17 protein-coding genes and 1 riboswitch are annotated in these 18,455 nt (G+C 73.1%); of the genes, 11 read left to right on the forward strand and 6 right to left on the reverse strand.

What is annotated here, in order from left to right; translation table 11 throughout:
• Positions 1-3: 3 nt before the first annotated feature.
• Positions 4-3,564 carry a hybrid sensor histidine kinase/response regulator gene (locus tag PSEJ31_RS0114640; RefSeq protein ID WP_028915882.1) on the reverse strand — a complete coding sequence of 1,187 codons (3,561 nt, stop codon included), beginning with the start codon at positions 3,562-3,564 and terminating at the stop codon, positions 4-6.
• Positions 3,565-3,657: 93 nt separating this feature from the next.
• Between PSEJ31_RS0114640 and PSEJ31_RS16215 the strand changes: the two genes are divergently transcribed.
• Genes PSEJ31_RS16215 through PSEJ31_RS0114655 form a run of 3 tightly spaced genes read left to right on the forward strand, consistent with a single transcriptional unit; the run spans position 3,658 to position 5,521 of the window.
• On the forward strand, positions 3,658-4,380 hold the full coding sequence (locus PSEJ31_RS16215) for a YceI family protein (protein ID WP_051403776.1): 723 nt from the start codon (positions 3,658-3,660) through the stop codon (positions 4,378-4,380).
• The gene (locus PSEJ31_RS0114650; protein ID WP_028915883.1) at positions 4,377-4,955 is read left to right on the forward strand and encodes a cytochrome b; all 579 of its coding nucleotides are present in this window, start codon (positions 4,377-4,379) and stop codon (positions 4,953-4,955) included. The genes PSEJ31_RS16215 and PSEJ31_RS0114650 overlap by 4 nt, the downstream gene beginning before the upstream one ends.
• A gap of 5 nt (positions 4,956-4,960) precedes the next feature.
• Positions 4,961-5,521: a YceI family protein gene (locus PSEJ31_RS0114655; protein ID WP_037035379.1), complete on the forward strand. Its 561-nt coding sequence runs from the start codon at positions 4,961-4,963 to the stop codon at positions 5,519-5,521.
• A gap of 19 nt (positions 5,522-5,540) precedes the next feature.
• Here the strand turns inward: PSEJ31_RS0114655 and PSEJ31_RS0114660 are convergent, their stop codons facing one another.
• Entirely contained in the window at positions 5,541-5,765 is a 225-nt protein-coding gene (locus PSEJ31_RS0114660) for a glutaredoxin family protein (protein WP_019399837.1), read from the reverse strand.
• 114 nt (positions 5,766-5,879) lie between these two features.
• Here PSEJ31_RS0114660 and PSEJ31_RS0114665 point away from each other — a divergent pair, with 114 nt between their 5' ends.
• Positions 5,880-7,262, forward strand: coding sequence for an L-serine ammonia-lyase (locus PSEJ31_RS0114665; RefSeq protein WP_019399836.1), 1,383 nt, complete (start codon positions 5,880-5,882; stop codon positions 7,260-7,262).
• A gap of 15 nt (positions 7,263-7,277) precedes the next feature.
• On the opposite strand, the gene PSEJ31_RS0114670 is transcribed toward PSEJ31_RS0114665, so the two are convergent.
• Genes PSEJ31_RS0114670 through PSEJ31_RS0114680 form a run of 3 tightly spaced genes read right to left on the reverse strand, consistent with a single transcriptional unit; the run spans position 7,278 to position 10,578 of the window.
• On the reverse strand, positions 7,278-8,366 hold the full coding sequence (locus PSEJ31_RS0114670; RefSeq protein WP_028915885.1) for a homoserine dehydrogenase: 1,089 nt from the start codon (positions 8,364-8,366) through the stop codon (positions 7,278-7,280).
• The gene (locus tag PSEJ31_RS0114675; RefSeq protein WP_028915886.1) at positions 8,363-9,583 is read right to left on the reverse strand and encodes an O-succinylhomoserine (thiol)-lyase; all 1,221 of its coding nucleotides are present in this window, start codon (positions 9,581-9,583) and stop codon (positions 8,363-8,365) included. The genes PSEJ31_RS0114670 and PSEJ31_RS0114675 overlap by 4 nt, the downstream gene beginning before the upstream one ends.
• Positions 9,580-10,578, reverse strand: a complete 999-nt coding sequence (locus PSEJ31_RS0114680) for a homoserine O-succinyltransferase (protein ID WP_019399833.1) — start codon at positions 10,576-10,578, stop codon at positions 9,580-9,582. Before PSEJ31_RS0114680 ends, PSEJ31_RS0114675 begins: the two co-directional genes overlap by 4 nt.
• A 75-nt stretch (positions 10,579-10,653) precedes the next feature.
• A riboswitch (SAM riboswitch) is annotated at positions 10,654-10,773 on the reverse strand.
• Positions 10,774-10,940: 167 nt separating this feature from the next.
• Here PSEJ31_RS0114680 and PSEJ31_RS0114685 point away from each other — a divergent pair.
• The 3 genes from PSEJ31_RS0114685 to PSEJ31_RS0114695 all read left to right on the forward strand — a co-directional run bounded on the left by PSEJ31_RS0114685 (position 10,941) and on the right by PSEJ31_RS0114695 (position 13,267).
• Complete coding sequence (locus PSEJ31_RS0114685) at positions 10,941-11,876, forward strand: M23 family metallopeptidase (RefSeq protein ID WP_232211036.1); 936 nt, start codon at positions 10,941-10,943, stop codon at positions 11,874-11,876.
• Positions 11,877-11,975: 99 nt separating this feature from the next.
• Entirely contained in the window at positions 11,976-12,368 is a 393-nt protein-coding gene (locus PSEJ31_RS0114690) for a GntR family transcriptional regulator (protein WP_019399831.1), read from the forward strand.
• The gene (locus PSEJ31_RS0114695; protein WP_028915888.1) at positions 12,365-13,267 is read left to right on the forward strand and encodes an ABC transporter ATP-binding protein; all 903 of its coding nucleotides are present in this window, start codon (positions 12,365-12,367) and stop codon (positions 13,265-13,267) included. Before PSEJ31_RS0114690 ends, PSEJ31_RS0114695 begins: the two co-directional genes overlap by 4 nt.
• Here PSEJ31_RS0114695 and PSEJ31_RS0114700 read toward each other — a convergent pair.
• Positions 13,248-13,685 carry a hypothetical protein gene (locus PSEJ31_RS0114700; RefSeq protein ID WP_028915889.1) on the reverse strand — a complete coding sequence of 146 codons (438 nt, stop codon included), beginning with the start codon at positions 13,683-13,685 and terminating at the stop codon, positions 13,248-13,250. The two genes, PSEJ31_RS0114695 and PSEJ31_RS0114700, sit on opposite strands and share 20 nt — an antisense overlap.
• 29 nt (positions 13,686-13,714) lie before the next feature.
• Between PSEJ31_RS0114700 and PSEJ31_RS0114705 the strand changes: the two genes are divergently transcribed.
• The 4 genes from PSEJ31_RS0114705 (at position 13,715) to PSEJ31_RS0114720 (ending at position 18,450) form a co-directional block, all read left to right on the forward strand.
• The gene (locus PSEJ31_RS0114705) at positions 13,715-13,930 is read left to right on the forward strand and encodes a hypothetical protein (RefSeq protein ID WP_028915890.1); all 216 of its coding nucleotides are present in this window, start codon (positions 13,715-13,717) and stop codon (positions 13,928-13,930) included.
• A 103-nt stretch (positions 13,931-14,033) separates the two neighbouring features.
• The gene (locus PSEJ31_RS0114710; protein ID WP_028915891.1) at positions 14,034-15,638 is read left to right on the forward strand and encodes a peptide chain release factor 3; all 1,605 of its coding nucleotides are present in this window, start codon (positions 14,034-14,036) and stop codon (positions 15,636-15,638) included.
• A gap of 96 nt (positions 15,639-15,734) precedes the next feature.
• Positions 15,735-16,421, forward strand: a complete 687-nt coding sequence (locus PSEJ31_RS0114715; RefSeq protein WP_037035345.1) for a hemolysin III family protein — start codon at positions 15,735-15,737, stop codon at positions 16,419-16,421.
• A 58-nt stretch (positions 16,422-16,479) separates the two neighbouring features.
• A complete protein-coding gene (locus PSEJ31_RS0114720) occupies positions 16,480-18,450 on the forward strand; it encodes an AsmA family protein (RefSeq protein WP_028915893.1) in 1,971 nt (656 codons plus the stop codon).
• Positions 18,451-18,455: the final 5 nt, after the last annotated feature.

Genomic DNA, 18,455 nt, shown 5'->3' on the forward strand with positions numbered 1-18,455 from the left:
TGCTCAGGCCTCCGCCGGTTCCGGCAGCACCGCGGCGATCGCCGCGGCCAGCATCTCGCCGGTCACCGGCTTGCGCAGGAAGCCGTCGAAACCGGCCGCGCGGGCGAGCTGCTCCGCCTCCTCGTCGGTACGCGCGGTCACCGCGACCAGCGGCGAGGCGAAGCCCTGCGCGCGCAGCTGCCGGGCCAGGGCCATGCCGTTCATGCCCGGCAGGTCCAGGTCCAGGAAGGCCGCGTCGAAGTGCGCCACCGCCACGTCCGCCAGCGCCGCCAGGGCATGCGGGGCGTGGGCGACGCGGTGCCCGCGCGCGCGCAGCAGGCTGCATATGACCTCGGCCACGGTGGCGTCGTCCTCCACCAGCAGCAGGTCCAGCGGCTGCCGGGTCCGTTCCGGGGCCGGCGCCGGCCGTGGCGGGGCCTCCGGCGCCGGCGCGTTCGGCAGCGGCAGCTGCACCCGGAACGCGGTGCCGCGCCCGGGCGCGCTGTCGACGTCGATCCGACCGCCCATGGCCAGCGCCAGTTCCTTGCAGATCGCCAGGCCCAGGCCGCTGCCGCCGTAGCGCGCGGCGGTGCGTGCGCCGTCGGCCTGCTCGAAGCGCCGGAACAGGCGTGCCTTCTGCTCCTCGCTCAGGCCCGGGCCGGTGTCGCGGACCACGAACACGATGCCTTCCGGCGAGATCCGCCCCAGCTCCAGCACCACCTCGCCGCGGTCGGTGAACTTGACCGCGTTGCCCAGCAGGTTGAGCAGGATCTGGCGTACCCGGCCCGGGTCGCCACGCACCGCCGGCGGCATGTCCGGCGCCACCCGCAGGTGGAAGGCCAGGCCGCGCTGCTCGGCCACCGGCGCCATCAGCCCGCCGACCTCGGCGGCCAGCGCGTGCGGATCGAAGTCCTGCGAGTCCAGCTGCAGCTTGCCGGCCTCGATCCGGGCCAGGTCCAGGGCGTCGTTGACCAGCCGCAGCAGGTGGTCGCCGGCGCGGCGGATGGATTCGACGTAGCTGCGCTGGCGCGCGTCCAGCGGCGTCTCCAGCAGCAGTTCGCTCATGCCCAGCACGCCGGTCATCGGCGTGCGCACCTCGTGGCTGAGGGTGGCCAGGAACCGGCTCTTGGCCATCGACGCCTGCTCGGCCAGCTCGCGCTTGTGCATGACCAGCTGCCACTGGCTGCGTGAACGCACCCGGCGCCGGTACAGCCAGGCGCTGCCGACGATCGCCAGCAGCACCAGCAACAGCGCGCCCAGCAGCGCCCAGCTGGTGCGCCACCACGGCGGCGCCACCGCGAACCCGAACTCCAGCACTTCCGACCAGCTGCTGTGGTGGCCCAGCGAGGCCTGCAGCTGCAGCCGGTAGCGGCCCGGCGGCAGCTGCGAGAACAGGCGCGCGCCGCCACGCATCTCCACCCAGTCGCTGTCGTAGCCCAGCAGCCGCGAGCGGTAGCGGTGCGAGCCGGGGTCGTCGTAGGACAGCAGGCGCAGCACCACTTCCAGGTCGTGGTCGTACGGGCCGAGGGTGAAGCCGCCGGACTGCGGCAGGTCCATCCAGCCCTCGCCGCTGCGCACGCGCAGGGCGTCGACCACCAGCCGCGGCGACACCGGCGGCGGATCCGGCAGGGTGGTGTCCAGCAGCAGCAGCGAGCCGTCGCCGGTGGAGGCCACCAGCACGCCGTCCTCGTCGATCGCGATCGCGCGTTCGACGAACTCCTGGCTGGGCAGGCCCTCGCGCACGCCGAACGGGCGCACCCGCGCCGGCTGCCCGCCGGCCGGCGGGTCCACCCGGAACAGGCCGCGGCGGGTGGCCAGCCACAGCCGCCTGCGCGCGTCCACGCGCATGCCGGTGGCCTCGGTCGCCGGGATGCCCTCGGCCACGCCCAGGCGCGCCTGCCGGGTCCAGCGCCCCTGCCGGCGCTGCCACAGCTCCAGCCCGGACAGGCGCTGCAGCCACAGCCGGTCCGGCCCGTCCAGGACGAAGCCGTAGATGGTTTCCTCCTCGCCCGGCGGGTTCAGCCCCGGCAGCGGCACGAAGGCCTGGGTGCGCGGCTCCCAGCGCAGGATCCAGGCGCCCTCGGCGATCCACGGCACGCCTTCCGGGCCGATCGCCACGGCGGAGAAGTCCGCGCTGTCCAGACCCGGGGTGCGGCCTGGGCGCAGCTCGGCCAGCACCTTGCCCTCCGGGTTGCGTTGCTGCAGGCCGGCGCCGGTGAAGGCCAGCCACAGGGTGCCGTCGGGCGCCTCGAGGATCCATTCCAGCGGACCGCGGCCCATCACCGCGTCGACCGGGCTTTGCGCCGTCCACAGCTGCGACGCACTTCCGTCCAGCCGCACCAGGGCGCCGCTGCGCCCCAGCCACAACCGGCCGCGGCTGTCCTGCAGCGCGCTGCGCACGCTGGCGTGGCTGACCGTGCCGAGGGCGCCGAGGGTCTCGGCGAACTCGGCGCGCGAGGTGTCCAGGCGTCCGCCGGTACCGGCGTTGCCGGTCAGCCAGACGCCGTCGCCGGCGGCCGACGCCACCACCCGGTAGGCGCCGCCGGCGAAACCCTGCCCCGGCCCCAGCACCGCGATGCGGCGCCAGTCGGCGCGCAGGTAGCCCAGGCCCTGGGCCGGCAGGCCCACCCACAGGCCGCCGTCCACGTCGTGCAGCATGGCCTGGATCACGCTGTTAGGCCCGGGCACGTCGAAGCCGTGGCCCACCGCCACCGGCTGCCCGCCGCGCGGCACGTGCCACAGCCCGACGGTGGTCGCCACCCAGTAGCCGCCCTGGCCATCGCCGCTCATCGCGCTGACCGCGCGCCGGCCGCGGAACTCCTCGGCCCATGCCGGGGTGTCCCAGGTGCCGTCGTCGCGCATCCGGTGCAGGCCGTGCGGGGTACCGATCCAGGTGGCCTGGCCGTCGCGCCACAGCGCGGTGACCGGCGGGAACGGCTCGGGCCCGGGCAGCGGCAGGCGCCGCACCCGCGAGGCCTTGTTCATGCAGTAGGCCAGGCCGTTGAGCGTGGCCACCAGGATGGTTTCCCCCTGCGGGTCCATGGAGATGCCCATGACCGCACGGTCCAGCGAGGCGTCGATCTCCGGATCGCGCGCGCGCATGCGCTTGAGCCGGTCCTCGCCGTCGATCCGGTACAGGCCGCCGCCGAACGTGCCCAGCCAGACCTCGTCGCCGCGCCCGGTGATGGTGAAGACGTCGTCGCTCTCCAGCTCCGGGTGGGTCGCGCTGCGGTAGTGGCGGAAGCCGCTGCGGCTGGTGTCCATCACGCTGACGCCGCCGCCCTCGCTGGCCACCCAGATGCGGTTGCGGCCATCCACGTACAGGGCCTGGATCAGGTTGCCGGGCAACGAGGCCGGATCCTCCGGATCGTGCTGCCAGACGCGGAAGCCGACGCCGTCGTAGCGCGCCAGGCCATCCCAGGTGGCGACCCACAGGTAGCCATCGTGGTCGCGGGCGATCGCCGGGACCATGGCCGACGGCAGCCCGTCCCCGGGCCCGAGGACCCGGAAGCGCGGCAATTCGGGCACCGCGGCGCGCAAGGCACCGGACAGCGCCAGCAACAGGCACAGCCACAACAGCCGCATGGTGTCCTCGAGGCCAACCCCCGGAACGAATCGTCGCAATGGCGGCAGGCAGGCGCAAGCCACGCCGCGCCCGCTGCACCTAGAATGCGGCCGATGCCGTCCATCCGCGCCCGTGTCGCCCGCTCCGCCGCCGCCCTGCTCGCGGCCTGCGGGCTGCTGGCCGCGGCCGCCGCGGCGGCGCCGGCGCGCTATGCCCTGGACCCGGTGCATACCCGGGTGCTGTTCGCCGTGTCCCATGCCGGGTTCTCGCAGGCGCTGGGCACGGTGTCCGGCAGCGAGGGCACGCTGGAGTTCGATCCGGAGGACTGGAGCAGCGCGCGCCTGGACGTGCGCGTGCCGCTGCAGCGCCTGGACCTGGGCGACCCGGACTGGAACCGCGCCACCCTGGCGCGCAACCTGCTCGATGCCGGGCGCTGGCCCGAGGCGCACTTCGTCTCCGAGCGGGTCGAGCCGCTGGGGCCCGACCGCTTCGTCGTCCACGGCCAGCTGACCCTGCGCGGGGTGACCCGGCCGCTGGCGCTGGAGGTCAGCTTCAACGCGCTGCGCCGCCACCCCATGCCGCCGTTCCGGCGCACCGCCGGGTTCTCGGCGCGGGGCACGCTCAGCCGCAGCGCATTCGGCGTGGATGCCTGGCCGACGATGATTGGCGACGAGGTCGAGCTGCGGATCGAGGCCGAGGCCGTGCGCAGCAGCCGCGCGCCGGAGCCGGGCCAGGCAGGCGCAGCCGATCCGCCCGCGGACGCTGGTGTGCCCCCGCCGCCGTCGCCCCTGCCACCCGAACGCCCACCCGAGCCCGAGGAACCCGTCCAGCCATGAGCCTGAAGAACACCGACCGCTGGGGCGGCATCAGCCAGCTGCTGCACTGGACCATCGCCGTGCTGATCCTGCTGATCGGCGTGGTCGGCCTGGTGATGGGCGAGCTGCCGCGCTCGCCGAAGTACTTCTGGGTCTACACCGTGCACAAGTCGCTGGGCCTGACCGTGCTGGCCCTGGTGCTGGTGCGGATCGGCTGGCGCCTGTACGCAGGCGCCCCGGCCCCGGTGCCCGGCACGCCGCGCTGGCAGGCCTGGCTGGCCGGCGTGGTGCACCTGCTGCTGTATGGCATGGCCCTGGCCATGCCGCTGTCCGGCTGGCTCTACGACTCGGCCAGCGGGCTGCGCCCGTTCCGCTGGTTCGGCCAGGTCGAGGTGCCCAAGCTGGTGGCCCCGGACCGGGCCCTGGCCGATGCCGCCCACGGCTGGCACGAGTGGCTGTTCTGGCTGCTGGTCCTGCTGGTGCTGGTGCACGCCGGGGCCGCGCTGTACCACCATTTCGTCAGGCATGATGCAACCCTGGCGCGGATGCTGCCGCGCCGGATGACCACGCAACCCCCGCGCGAGGACGCCCCGTGAAGCCGATGCTGACCACCCCTGTCGCCGTCGCCGCCCTGCTGGCCGGAATGCTGGCCGCCGCACCGGCCATCGCCAGCGAATACATCCAGGCCGAGGGCTCGACCCTGGCCTTCGCCAGCCGTTACGACGGCGAGCTGTTTACCGGCCGCTTCCACGAGTTCAACACCCGCCTGCGCTTCGACCCGGCCAAGCCGGCCGAGGGCAAGCTGGAGGTGAGCATCAACCTGGCCAGCGCGGCCACCGGCAACACCGACCGCGACTCGACCCTGCGCACCGCCGACTTCTTCGACATCGGCCGCCATGCCCAGGCGCGCTACACCGCCAGCGGCTTCCGCAAGCTGGCCGACGGCCAGTACGCCGCCGATGGCACCCTGGAACTGCGCGGCGTCAGCAAGCCGGTGACCCTGACCTTCAGCTGGGATGCCTCGGGCCCGCAGCCGGTGCTGACCGGCCGCGCCGTGGTCCAGCGCCTGGACTTCGGCGTCGGCGGCGGCGACTGGGCCGACACCGACCTGATCCCCAACGCGGTCAACGTCAGCACCAAGGTGGTGTTCAAGCAGCCGTGACCGGCCCGCGCGCGGCCGCTCAGCCGGCCAGCCACTGGCGCAGGCGGGCCACGTCGAACGGCCAGTCCAGCTCGCGCCCGCCGGCGTCGCGCAGCACCGGCACGCGCGTGCCGTAGCGCGCCTCCAGCGTGGCGTCGTCGTCGATGAACACGCTCTGCGGCTCCGGCGCGCGCGCCGCGGCCAGCACGGCCAGCGCCTGGTCGCAGAGGTGGCAGTCGTCGCGCTGGTAGAGCACCAGGCCCATTCCCGATCCCCGTGAGGCTGCGTTGGGCGGCTACCTTAGCCGCTGGCCCGCGGCGCGTCATGCCAGTTTCTCCGGCAACCAATACAATGACGGCCCGTTCCCGTGGTTGCCGCGATGGCCGTCAGCACCTTCGACCTGTTCAAGATCGGCATCGGTCCCAGCTCCTCGCACACCGTCGGCCCGATGCGCGCCGCCGCGCGCTTCGTCGGCCACTGGCTGGTGGAACCGGGGCGGGTGGCCGAGGTGGCGCGGATACGCGCGGAGGTGTTCGGCTCGCTGGCCCTGACCGGCCGCGGCCATGGCACCGACAAGGCGCTGCTGCTGGGCCTGGAGGGCCACCAGCCGGACACCGTCGACCCGGACGCCATCCCCGGCCTGCTGGCGCGCATCCGCGGCGAAGGCAAGGTGCGCCTGGCGCCCGGCCATGCGGTGGCGTTCGACGAGAAGCGCGACCTGGTGATGAACAAGCGCCAGAAGCTGCCGTTCCACACCAATGGCATGCGCTTCACCGCCTACGACGCCGATGGCGCGGTGCTGGCCACGCGCGACTACTACTCGGTCGGCGGCGGCTTCGTGGTCAACCCGGACGAGGCGGCCGAAGACCGCATCGTGCCGGACGACACCGCCCTGCCCTACCCCTTCTCCAGCGGTGAGGAGCTGCTGCGGCGCTGCGCCGACAGCGGCCTGAGCATCGCCCGGGTGATGTTCGCCAACGAACTGGCCTGGCGCGGCGAGGAAGAGATCCGCGACGGCCTGCGCGCGATCTGGAACGCGATGCAGGCCTGCGTGGCTCGCGGCATCCGCGCCGAGGGCACCCTGCCCGGCGGCCTGCACGTGGCCCGCCGCGCGCCGGGCCTGTACCGCGAACTGTCGTCCAAGCCGGAGGCGGCCATGCGCGATCCGCTGACCACGCTGGACTGGGTCAACCTGTACGCGCTGGCGGTGAACGAGGAGAACGCCGCCGGCGGGCGCGTGGTCACCGCGCCCACCAACGGCGCGGCCGGGATCATCCCCGCGGTGCTGCACTACTACGACCGCTTCTGCCCCGGCAGCAGCGAGCAGGGCGTGTTCGACTTCCTGCTCACCGCCGCCGCGATCGGCATCCTCTACAAGGAGAACGCCTCGATCTCCGGCGCCGAGGTCGGCTGCCAGGGCGAGGTCGGGGTGGCCTGCTCGATGGCCGCCGCCGGCCTGGCCGCGGCGCTGGGGGCCACCCCCAACCAGGTCGAGAACGCGGCCGAGATCGGCATGGAGCACAACCTCGGCCTGACCTGCGACCCGATCGGCGGCCTGGTGCAGATCCCCTGCATCGAGCGCAACGCGATGGGCGCGGTGAAGGCGATCAACGCCGTGCGCATGGCCATGCGCGGCGACGGCCAGCACAAGGTCTCGCTGGACAAGGTGATCCGCACCATGCGCGACACCGGCCGCGACATGCAGGACAAGTACAAGGAAACCAGCCGCGGCGGCCTGGCGGTCAACGTCATCGAGTGCTGAGCCGCGCGCGGCGGCTCAGGCGGCGATGCGCAGCACGTCGTCCAGCAGCGCCGCCGCGGTGATCTCCGCGCCCGCACCCGGGCCCTGGATCAGCAGCGGCTGCTCACGGTAGCGGTCCGAACGGATCGCCACGCGGTTGTCGGTGCCGGCACCGGCGGCCAGCGGATGTGCGGCCGGCAACACCTGCAGCGAAGCCTGGGCGCCGTCGGCGTCGAAGCGGCCGACGAAACGCAGCACCCCGCCCTGCGCGCGCGCCTGCTGCAGGCGCGCGGCCAGCGCCGCGTCCAGCTGCGGCAGCGCCGCGGCCACCGCATCGGCCGGCAACTGCGCCAGCGCCGGCGGCACCAGCGATTCCACCTGCACCTGGCGCACCTCCAGCGCCAGGCCGGCGGCGCGCGCCAGGATCAGCAGCTTGCGGCGCACGTCCTCGCCGGACAGGTCCACGCGCGGATCCGGCTCGGTGTAGCCGGCGCTGGCGGCCTCGGCCACCAGCGCCGAGAACGGCCGGCTGCCGTCGTAACGGTTGAACAGCCAGGCCAGCGAGCCGGACAGCACGCCTTCCACCGCATGGATATGGTCGCCGCCGGCCACCAGCCCGCGCAGGCTGCGCAGCAGTGGCAGCCCGGCGCCGACCGTGGCGCTATCGCCGTAGCTGGCACCGGTGCGCGCCTGCGCCTCGCAGATCGCCTGCGAGCGCGCCAGCAGGCCACCATGGCCCAGCTTGTTGGCGGTGACCACGTTGACCCCGCGCGCCAGCCACTCCGGATGCCAGTTGGCCACCAGCTCGCTGGCGGTGGCGTCGACCAGCACGTCGCCGGGACGCAGGGCCTCCGCCTCGGCCCAGCCCTGCAGTTCGGCCGCGCGCGGCGGCGCGGCATTGGCCACCGCCAGCGCAGCCTCCAGGTCGCGCCCGGCCTTCAGCACCGCGCGCGAATTCGCCAGCCACGCCACTGGCGGCAGCGCCAGGCCGCGCTGCTGCAGCAACCGGTAACGGGCCACGAAGGCGCTGCCGACCGCGCCGGTGCCCAGCAGTGCCAGGCGCCGCGTGGCAGGCGCGGCGCGCGGACGCGGCGGCTGCAGGCCAGGACCGGCCAGCGCGCTCATGCGCTGGCCCGTTCCGGCTGCGCCGGGATCGCGGCCTCGGCCGCGGCCAGCGCGGCGGCCACGTCGGCAACCAGGTCGGCCTCGGCCTCGATGCCCACCGACAGCCGCAGCAGGCCGTCGGAGATGCCGGCCTTGGCGCGCGCCTCGGGCGTCATCGCCGCATGGGTCATGGAGGCCGGATGCGCGACCAGGCTCTCCACCCCGCCCAGCGATTCGGCCAGGGTGAACCAGCGCAGGCTGTCGACGAAGGCACGCACCGCCGGCTCGCCGCCGCGCAGCTCGAAGCTGAGCATCGCGCCGAAGCCGGCCTGCTGGCGCGCGGCCACGGCATGGCCCGGATGCGAGGCCAGGCCCGGGAAGTACACCTTCTCCACCGCCGGATGCCCGTCCAGCAGGGCGACGATCGCCGCCGCGTTCTCCTGGTGCACGCGCATGCGCGCATCGAGCGTGCGCAGGCCGCGCAGGGTCAGGAAGCTGTCGAACGGCGAGCCGGTCAGGCCCAGCGCATTGGCCCACCACACCAGCTGCTGGTGGGTTTCCGCATCGGCCGCCACCACCGCGCCGCCGACCACGTCGCTGTGGCCGTTGACGTACTTGGTGGTCGAATGCAGCACCAGGTCCGCGCCCAGCGCCAGCGGCTTCTGCAGCGCCGGCGACAGGAAGGTGTTGTCGACCACCACCCGCGCGCCGGCGCGGTGCGCGGCGTCGATCACCAGGCGCAGGTCGGTGATGCGCAGCAGCGGATTGGACGGGGTCTCCACCAGCACCAGCTTCGGCGAGGTCGCCAGCGCATCGGCCAGCGAGCACGGATCGGTGAGGTCGGCGGTGACCAGCTCGAAATGGCCCTTGGCGGCCAGCGCGTTGAACAGGCGCCAGCTGCCGCCGTAGGCGTCGTGCGGCACCACCAGGCGGTCGCCCGGCTGCAGCAGCGCGTGCAGCACCAGGCAGATCGCGCCCATGCCGGTGGCGGTGACCACGCCGCCGGTGCCGCCTTCCAGTTCGGACAGGGCCTCGGCCAGCAGGTCGCGGGTCGGATTGCCGCTGCGGGTGTAGTCGTACTGGCGCTTGTTGCCGAAGCCGTCGAAGCTGAAGTTGCTCGACAGCACGATCGGCGGGGTCACCGCGCCGTAGGCGGTGTCGCGGTCGATGCCGGCGCGCACCGCGGTGGTGGCCGGACGACAGGGGGAGGAAGGGGCGGGGAAGGACTGGGTGCTCATGCGGCGGCTCCGGTGCCGCGCAGGACGGCGGCGAGAATGAGGTCGATGCGGTCGGTTTCCTTGAGGAAGGCGTCGTGCCCGTACGGCGAGCGCAGCACGCGCAGCTGGCCGCGCCCGGCCAGGCCCTCGACCAGGTTCACCGAATCGGTCAGCGGCACCAGGCGGTCGCCTTCCACGGCGACCACGGTGACCGGCACCTGCACCGCGGCCGGATCGATCCGGTGCAGGTCGATGGACTCGGACAGGCGCAGGAAGGCGGTGACCGGGGTACGCGCCACGTACTGCGCGCCGGCGGCATCGAGGTAGTCCTCGGCGGCGCAGCGCACGCGGCCGTTGACGATTTCCGGCGCACTGTCGAAGCGTTCGCCGAACTCCTCCGGCGTGCGGTAGCTGAGCATGGCGAACTGCCGCGCCAGGGCCAGGCCGGCGGCATCGGCGCACTGCAGCTGGCCCAGCGCCACCGCGCGCCGCTGCAGCGCGCGCCAGGCACAGGCGTACGGATGCGGGCGGTGCACGCCGCTGACCGCCACCAGGTGGCGCAGGCGCGCAGGATGCCGCGCGCCGAACTGCAGGCCGACCATCGCCCCGTAGGAATAACCGACGAATGCGTGCAGCCGCCCGATCTCCAGCGCGTCCAGCAGCAACGCCGCGGCATCGGCCTGGTCGGCGGTGTCCACCGGCACGTCCAGGCGGCCGTCGGCGGCGACGTAATCGAACGCCAGCACGCGGAAGCGCGCCGGGTCCAGGGTGCGACCCGGCGCCACCAGCTCGTTGGCCCAGCCCTTCTCCGGGAACTGCGCGCTGGCCGAGACATGGCGGTGCGCGGAAATGCCACCGGCCACCAGCACCACCGGTGCGTCGGCCGGTCCCTGCAGCTCGTAGCGCAGCGCCACCGCCTGCACGCCGGCATGGCGCATCGGCAGGGCCACGGCGATCTCGCCGCGCTGGGCGGTGGTACAGGGAGGTTCGCGGGTGGCGGCGGAGGCGGTGTTCACGGGCGTGGCGGATCCGGGAAAGGTCACGCCACCGAGCCTGCGCGGCCCGCGTTCGACATGCCTGGCGGCACGTTCGAACCATCTTCCGGTGGACGCGGAGGTCCCCGCAGGATTTGGCACCGTTGCGCAACGCTTGCGCGTCCGCTGGCTGCCCCGGCATCAAAGGGCCTGTCCCTCCGCCGGTCTCGATGGCGCGGCCAGATTGCCACCCCCTCCCGGGTGTGTCAATCGCTTCATCTTGATGCAGAGATGAAACTAATTGCGCGTCGCGTCGGAAGCGTGCGGATAATCACGCCCATGCCCCCGGCCCGCCCCGCCCCGCTCCTCCCGCAGCTCGCCGGCCGGCACGCCGGAGGCGGCCGGTGAGGCGGCTACGCGCACGGCGCTGGCTGTTGCTGGTGCTGGCCGGCCTGGCCCTGGGCGCCAGCCCCGCCGGGGCTTCACGCTTCTGGCGCGGCGACCAGGGCGGCGCCGGACATTACCGCGAGGTTCCGCCTGCCGACGCCGCCGCCAACGAGGCCGGGCCGCGCTACCGCGGCGAGGACGGCCCGCCGGTGCAGCTGCGTCTGGTCGACCGCGGCAGCCACCACGAGGTGCGCGCCGGCAACCGCCTGCCCGGACCGGTGGAGGTGGTGTTGCGCCTGCGCGAGGGCGAGAACGTCACCAGCGCGCCGGCGATGCCCGTGCGCACGGTGGTGCCGGCGCATGCCGAAGCGGTGGTCGCCCGCCTCTATGCCAGCGACCCGCGCCACGGCGGCAGCTTCGACGTGGTACTGGAACAGATGCCGGGCGACCCGCGCGCACGCCCGCTGGACTACGAATACCGCCTGCCGTTCGAGCACCCGCGGGTGCGGGTGGACCAGGGTTTCGGCGGCAGCTTCAGCCATGCCGACGCGCAGAACCGCTACGCGGTGGATTTCGCCATGCCCGAGGGCACCCCGGTGCTGGCCGCGCGCGAGGGCGTGGTGATGCAGGTCGAATCGGACCATGCCGGCACCGGCCTGGACCTCGGGCGCTACGGCGGCCGCGCCAACTACGTGCGCATCCTGCATGCGGACGGGAGCATGGCCCTGTATGCCCACCTCAAGGCCGACGGGGTGCTGGTGCGGGTCGGGCAGCGGGTGCGCCAGGGCCAGCGCATCGCCCTGTCGGGCAATACCGGTTTCAGCACCGCCCCGCACCTGCACTTCGCGGTACAGGTCAACCGCGGCATGCGCCTGGAATCGGTGCCGTTCCGCATGTTCGCCGGCCCCTCGGAACTGCGTTTCGCCCGCGACGCCGATAGCGACGGCCACTGATCCGGCGCGGGCCCTGCCCGGCCCCACTGCATCCCCCATCGAGCCCACCGCGCGTTGCATGGCTTGACACGGGCCACGTGTATTGTTGCATTGATACACATGGATGCCTCCTCGCTGCACATCAACCCGGGGCTGCCGGACCCGATCTACCGGCAGATCGCCGAGCAGATCCGGCGCCTCGCCAGCGCCGGCCACCTGCGCCCGGGCGATGCCCTGCCCTCCGTGCGCGAGGTCGCCGCGGTCCATGCCATCAACCCGATGACGGTCTCCCGCGCCTACAGCCAGCTCGAGGCCGAAGGCGTGCTGGAGCGCCTGCGCGGGAAGGGCATGGTCGTGGCCCACGGTGCCCGCCCCATCGGGAGCGTGGCCGCACGCATGCAGCAGCTCGAGCCCGCCCTGCGCGAGGCCGCCCGCCACAGCCGAGAACTGGAACTCCCCGTCGACCGTGTGCTCGCGCGGTTGCGCCAACTCCTGGAAGAGGACGACGCATGAATGCCCTGGCCGTGCCCGCACCCGTACTGGACACCGGAATGCCGCTCTCCGCGCGTGGCATCCACCTGGCCTATGGCTGCCACGAGGTACTGCGCGGGATCGAACTGGACGTACCGCAGGGCGAGGTGCTGGCCCTGGTCGGCCGCAACGGCGCCGGCAAGAGCAGCCTGATCGGCTGCCTGCTGGGCCTGCTGCGGCCGCAGGCCGGCGAGGCGCGGGTGATGGGTGCCCCGGCGCTGGCCCTGGACGAGGTGCGCAAGGCGCGCCTGGGCTACGTGCCGCAGCAGCCGCAGGCGTTCTCGTGGATGAAGGTCGGGCAGCTGTTCGACTACCTGTCGCAGCTGTATCCGGACTGGGATCCGGCGCACGCCGCGGGCCTGTTGCGCCGCTGGGACATCGACCCGTCGCGGCCGATCGGCAAGCTCTCGCCCGGCCAGGCGCAGCGCCTGGCGATGGCGCGTGCCCTGGCCCCGCGCCCGTGGCTGCTGGTGCTGGAAGAGCCGGCCTCGGCGCTGGACCCGGGGGCGCGCCGCGAACTGCTGCGCGAGCTGGTGACCCAGGCCATGGACTCGGGCACCACGGTGCTGTTCTCCAGCCACATCGTCAGCGACCTGGAACGCGTCGCCTCGCGGGTGGCCTTCCTGCAGGAGGGCCGGCTGCTGCTCGACCGCGCCCTGGACGAGGTCAAGGACGAAGTCGTGCGCATCCACGTGCCGGCCGCCGCGGCCGCACGCGTGCCGGCCGCGCTCCCGGGCGAGCTGGTGCGCCGCCAGACCGCCGGCGGCGAGCTGCAGCTGGTCGTGGCCGGCCGCAAGGGCTGGCAGGACCTGCTGCTGGTGGAAGGCGTGCGCGTCGACCGCCTGGGCCTGGAAGACCTGTTCATCGAGGTGGCCGGATGAGCGCCGCCCCGATCACCCCCCGCACCGTCTTGCGCGTGCCCGGCCCGATGCGCAGCGCCGTGGCCACCGGCGGCTGGACCTGGGCCATCATCGCCGCGGCCAGCGCCATCGGCCTGGTGCTGGCGCTGCTGGGCGATCCCTCGCCCCGGGCGCTCCTGGTGCCCGTCATGCTGGCCGCGTGCCTGACCGCGTTCTGGTCGTTCCTGGCCGGCGGCCGCCTGGTCGCCCAGGCCGTGGCGGCGTCGCGGCTGCGCCTGCCGCACGCGCTGCGCCATGCGATCGCCACCGGCGTGGCCATGATGGCGCTGGCAGTGCTGCCGCCGGCCGCGGTGCTGGCGCTGGCAAGCGGCGGCGGCTTCGCGATGGCCGCGTCGATCCTGGCGATCGGCGTGGCGACCGGGTTGCTGTGGGCCAGCATGCCGCCGTGGGCGATGGGGCTGGACCCTGGTGGCGCTGCACAGCCACGCCGGCCGCTGGTCGGTCCTGGTGCTGTCGATCCTGCTGCTCCTCGGCGAGCCGGTCATGCTGGTGGCCAACGAGGTGGCCGGGCCGATCCGCTGGCTACCGCCGCTCTGCGCCGCCGCGCTGGTCGCCGGCCTGGTCCTGCAGGCGCTCGGCATCCGCCGCCTGCGCGCCCTGCCGCATCCCTGGCTGGGCAACTGAACCCGTCCGCGCGTGCCTGGCGGCGACGCCCGGCCCGCGACGGCGGCGGCCCGTATAATTGCCGGCTTCCTGCCCGACCCTGCGCCTCCCGGCGCCATCCCCCATGTCCGATGTCCCAACCGAAGCCGCGCGCCGGCGCACCTTCGCGATCATTTCGCACCCCGACGCCGGCAAGACCACGCTGACCGAAAAGCTGCTGCTGTTCGGGGGCGCGATCCAGATGGCCGGCTCGGTCAAGGGCCGCAAGGCCGCCCGCCACGCCACCTCCGACTGGATGGCGCTGGAGAAGGAGCGCGGCATCTCGGTGACCTCCTCGGTGATGCAGTTCCCCTACGAGGGCCGCATCGTCAACCTGCTCGACACCCCCGGCCACGCCGACTTCGGCGAGGACACCTACCGCGTGCTCACCGCGGTGGACTCGGCGCTGATGGTGATCGACGTGGCCAAGGGCGTGGAGGAACGCACGATCAAGCTGATGGAGGTGTGCCGCCTGCGCGACACGCCGATCATGACCTTCGTCAACAAGCTCGACCGCGAGGGCAAGGACCCGATCGAGCTGCTCGACGAGATCGAGACCGTGCTGGGCATCAAGTGCGCGCCGGTGACCTGGCCGATCGGCATGGGCCAGCGCCTGAAGGGCGTGGTCCACCTCGTCAGCGGCGAGGTCCACCTGTACGAGCCGGGCCGCAACTTCACCCGCCAGGACTCCACCATCTTCCCGTCGCTGGATGCACCGGGCCTGGAGGAGAAGATCGGCGCGGACATGCTCGCCAGCCTGCGCGAGGAGCTGGAGCTGGTGCAGGGCGCGGCCGATCCGTTCGACAAGGACAAGTACCTGCGCGGCGAACAGACCCCGGTGTTCTTCGGCTCGGGCGTGAACAACTTCGGCGTGCAGCCGCTGCTGGACTTCTTCGTCGAGCACGCGCCGCCGCCGCAGCCGCGCGCCACCACCGGCCGCGAGGTCGCCCCGCAGGAGGAGAAGCTGACCGGCTTCGTGTTCAAGATCCAGGCCAACATGGACCCGCAGCACCGCGACCGCGTCGCGTTCATGCGCGTGTGCTCGGGCCGCTTCACCGCCGGCATGAAGGCCTTCCACGTGCGCAGCGGCAAGGAAGTGAAGCTGGCCAACGCCCTGACCTTCATGGCCTCCGACCGCGAGATCGCCGCCGAGGCCTGGCCGGGCGACGTGATCGGCATCCACAACCACGGCACCATCTCCATCGGCGACACCTTCACCGAGGGCGAGGCGCTGTCGTTCACCGGCATCCCCAACTTCGCCCCGGAGCTGTTCCGCCGCGCGCGGCTGAAGGACCCGCTCAAGCTCAAGCAGCTGCAGAAGGGCCTGGCCCAGCTTTCCGAGGAAGGCGCGACCCAGTTCTTCCGTCCGCTGATGAGCAACGACCTGATCCTCGGCGCGGTCGGCGTGCTGCAGTTCGACGTGGTCGCCTACCGCCTCAAGGACGAGTACGGCGTGGACGCCAGCTTCGAGCAGGTCGGCGTGGCCACCGCGCGCTGGATCCAGTGCGACGACGCGAAGAAGCTGGAGGAGTTCCGCGAGAAGAACGCCATGAATCTGGCGATCGACGCGGCCGGCGAGCTGGTCTACCTGGCCCCGACCCGGGTCAACCTGCAGCTGGCGCAGGAACGCGCGCCCTCGGTGCGCTTCCTGGCCACCCGCGAGCATGCGCACAGCGTGAGCGTGGACTGACCACGGCAACGGCGGCCGGCCTTCCCGGCCGCCGTTCGATGGCGCGCCTTACCGTACGGGTGCAAAACGCGCTGCGTTTGCTATAACGTGCGCGCCATGCCGGTCGCCCCTTCGCCTGCGCCAGACTCCAACCAGGACGCGACGTCGCTGCGCGACGAGATCGCCAATGCGCTGACCCACGGGCTCGGCGCCGCCGCGGCCCTGGCCGCCGGCGCGGTGCTGATCACGCTGGCGGCAATCTACGGCGACGGCTGGCAGCTGGCCAGCGCGATCGTGTTCGGGTTGGCGCTGCTGCTGCTGTACACCGCCTCCACCCTCTACCACGCGATCCAGCACCCGGTGGCCAAGGGCCGGCTGAAGGTGTTCGACCACTGCGCGATCTACCTGCTGATTGCCGGCACCTACACGCCCTTCACCCTGATCGGGCTGCGCGGCCCGTGGGGCTGGAGCCTGTTCGCCGCGATCTGGACCCTGGCCGTGGCCGGGGTGGTGTTCAAGCTGTTCTTCACCGGCCGCTTCAAGCGCCTGTCCACCGCGATCTACATCGCCATGGGCTGGCTGGTGGTCGTGGCGGCCAAGCCGATGCTGTCCTCGCTCGACGGCTGGACCCTGGGCTGGCTGCTGGGCGGCGGCGTCGCCTACACCCTGGGCACGGTCTTCTACCACCGCGAGTCGATCCCCTACTCGCATGCGATCTGGCACCTGTTCGTGATCGCCGGCAGCGTCTGCCACTTCGTCGCCGTCAGCGCCCAGGTGCTGTCGCCGCGCCTGCACGCGCTCTGAGGTCCCGCGCGGCCCCCGCGTTCGCGTGCCGTGCACGGCGCGCGCCGATACTGGCCGCATGGAACGCGCGCCTCCCCCACCGTCGCGCTTCGCCCGCCTGCGCCGCTGGCGGCCCTCGCGCACGGCCGGCTACGTGCTGGGCGCGCTGGCACTGGCATTGCTGGTGCTGGTGCTGCTGTTCGACTGGAACTGGTTCAAGCGCCCGCTCGAGCGCGCGGTGGGCGCGGCGACCGGACGCGAGTTCCGCATCGGCGGCGACCTGGACGTGGACCTGGGCCGCACCATCACCGTTTCCGCCGACCGGCTGAGCCTGTCCAACGCGGCCTGGTCCAAGCAGCCGCGCATGGCCGCGGCCGAACGGGTGGAAGTCGACATCGCGCCCTGGCCGCTGCTGGCGCTGCGCCTGCGGATGAAGGAGATCCGGGCGGTGCGCCCGGACATCCTGCTGGAAACGGATCCGGACGGCGAAGGCGGCAACTGGGAGCTCGGCGACGGCGACGACGAACCCGATCCGGATCCGCGCTGGCGGCTGGAGCGGCTGTGGATCGAGGACGGCCGCCTGCGCTTTGCCGACGCGGCCGCGCGCACGGACATCGACATCACCCTGGACAGCGTTGAAGGCGGCGACCGCGGCCAGGCGCCGGTCGCGGTCGCCGGCAAGGGCCACTGGCGCGGCGCCGCGTTCCGGCTGCAGGGCCAGGCCGCCTCGCCGCTGGAACTGGCCGACAGCGACACCCCCTACCGGATCGACCTGGACGCCCGCGCCGGCCGCACCCGGGCCAGTGCCAGCGGCACGCTCACCAACCCGTTCCGCTTCCGTACGTTCGACCTGCGCATGAAGCTCTCCGGCGCCGACCTGGAGGAACTGTACCCGCTGCTGGGCCTGGCCCTGCCGCCCTCGCCGCCGTACGCACTGGACGGTCGCCTGCGCCGCGACGGCGAGCTGTGGCGCTACGAGGGCTTCAAGGGCACGGTAGGCGACAGCGACCTGTCCGGCGACGTGCGGATCGACGCCTCCGGCGAGCGCCCGCTGTTCACCGCGCAGCTGCTCTCGCGCAAGCTTGATTTCGACGACCTGGCCGGCTTCCTCGGCGCGCCGCCGTCCGCGGGCGGCGACGAGACCGCCAACCCCGAGCAGGCGGCCGAAGCCGCACGCCGCGCCGCCAGCCCGCGCCTGTTCCCCGACAAGCCCTACGACCTGGCCAAGCTCAACGCCATGGACGCGGACGTGCGCTGGCGCGCGCAGGCAATCCACGCCCCCAGCCTGCCGATGATCGAGGACATGGACGCGCACCTGGTGCTGCAGGGCGGCCTGTTGCGGCTGCAGCCGCTGGATTTCGGCGTGGCCGGCGGCAAGGTGCGCGCGGACATCCGCATGGACGCGCGCAAGGCACCGATCCGCACCCGCCTCCAGACCAGCCTGCGCGGGCTGGAACTGCCGAAGCTGTTCGCCAATGCCGAACTGGCGCAAGGCACGGCCGGGCGCATCGGCGGCGAGGTGCGGCTGGCCGGCGCCGGCAACTCGGTGGCTGCGCTGCTGGCGCAAGCGGACGGCGACGTCGCCGTGGGCATGGGCCGCGGCCGGGTCAGCAACCTGGTGATGGAACTGGCCGGGCTGGACATCGCCGAATCGCTTAAGTTCCTGCTCACCGACGACCGCCAGGTGCCGATCCGCTGCGCCTTCGCCGACTTCGCCGTGGACGACGGGCTGATGACCTCGCGCGCGCTGGCGTTCGACAGCACCGACACGATCATCGTCGGCGAGGGCACGATCAGCCTGAAGGACGAAAGCCTGGACCTGCTGCTGCGCCCGCGCCCCAAGGACCGCAGCATCCTCAGCCTGCGCTCGCCGCTGCGGCTGGGCGGCACGCTCAAGGATCCCTCCTTCCGCCCGGACATGAAGGCGCTGGGCGTGCGCGGCGCGATCGCCCTGGCGCTGGGCAGCATCACCCCGCCGGCCGCGCTGCTGGCGACCTTCGAGACCGGCCCGGGCGAGGACAGCGACTGCGGCGGCAAGTACGCGCGCTGAAGCCG

This window comes from Pseudoxanthomonas sp. J31 (assembly GCF_000510725.1).
Classification (GTDB): Bacteria; Pseudomonadota; Gammaproteobacteria; order Xanthomonadales; family Xanthomonadaceae; genus Pseudoxanthomonas.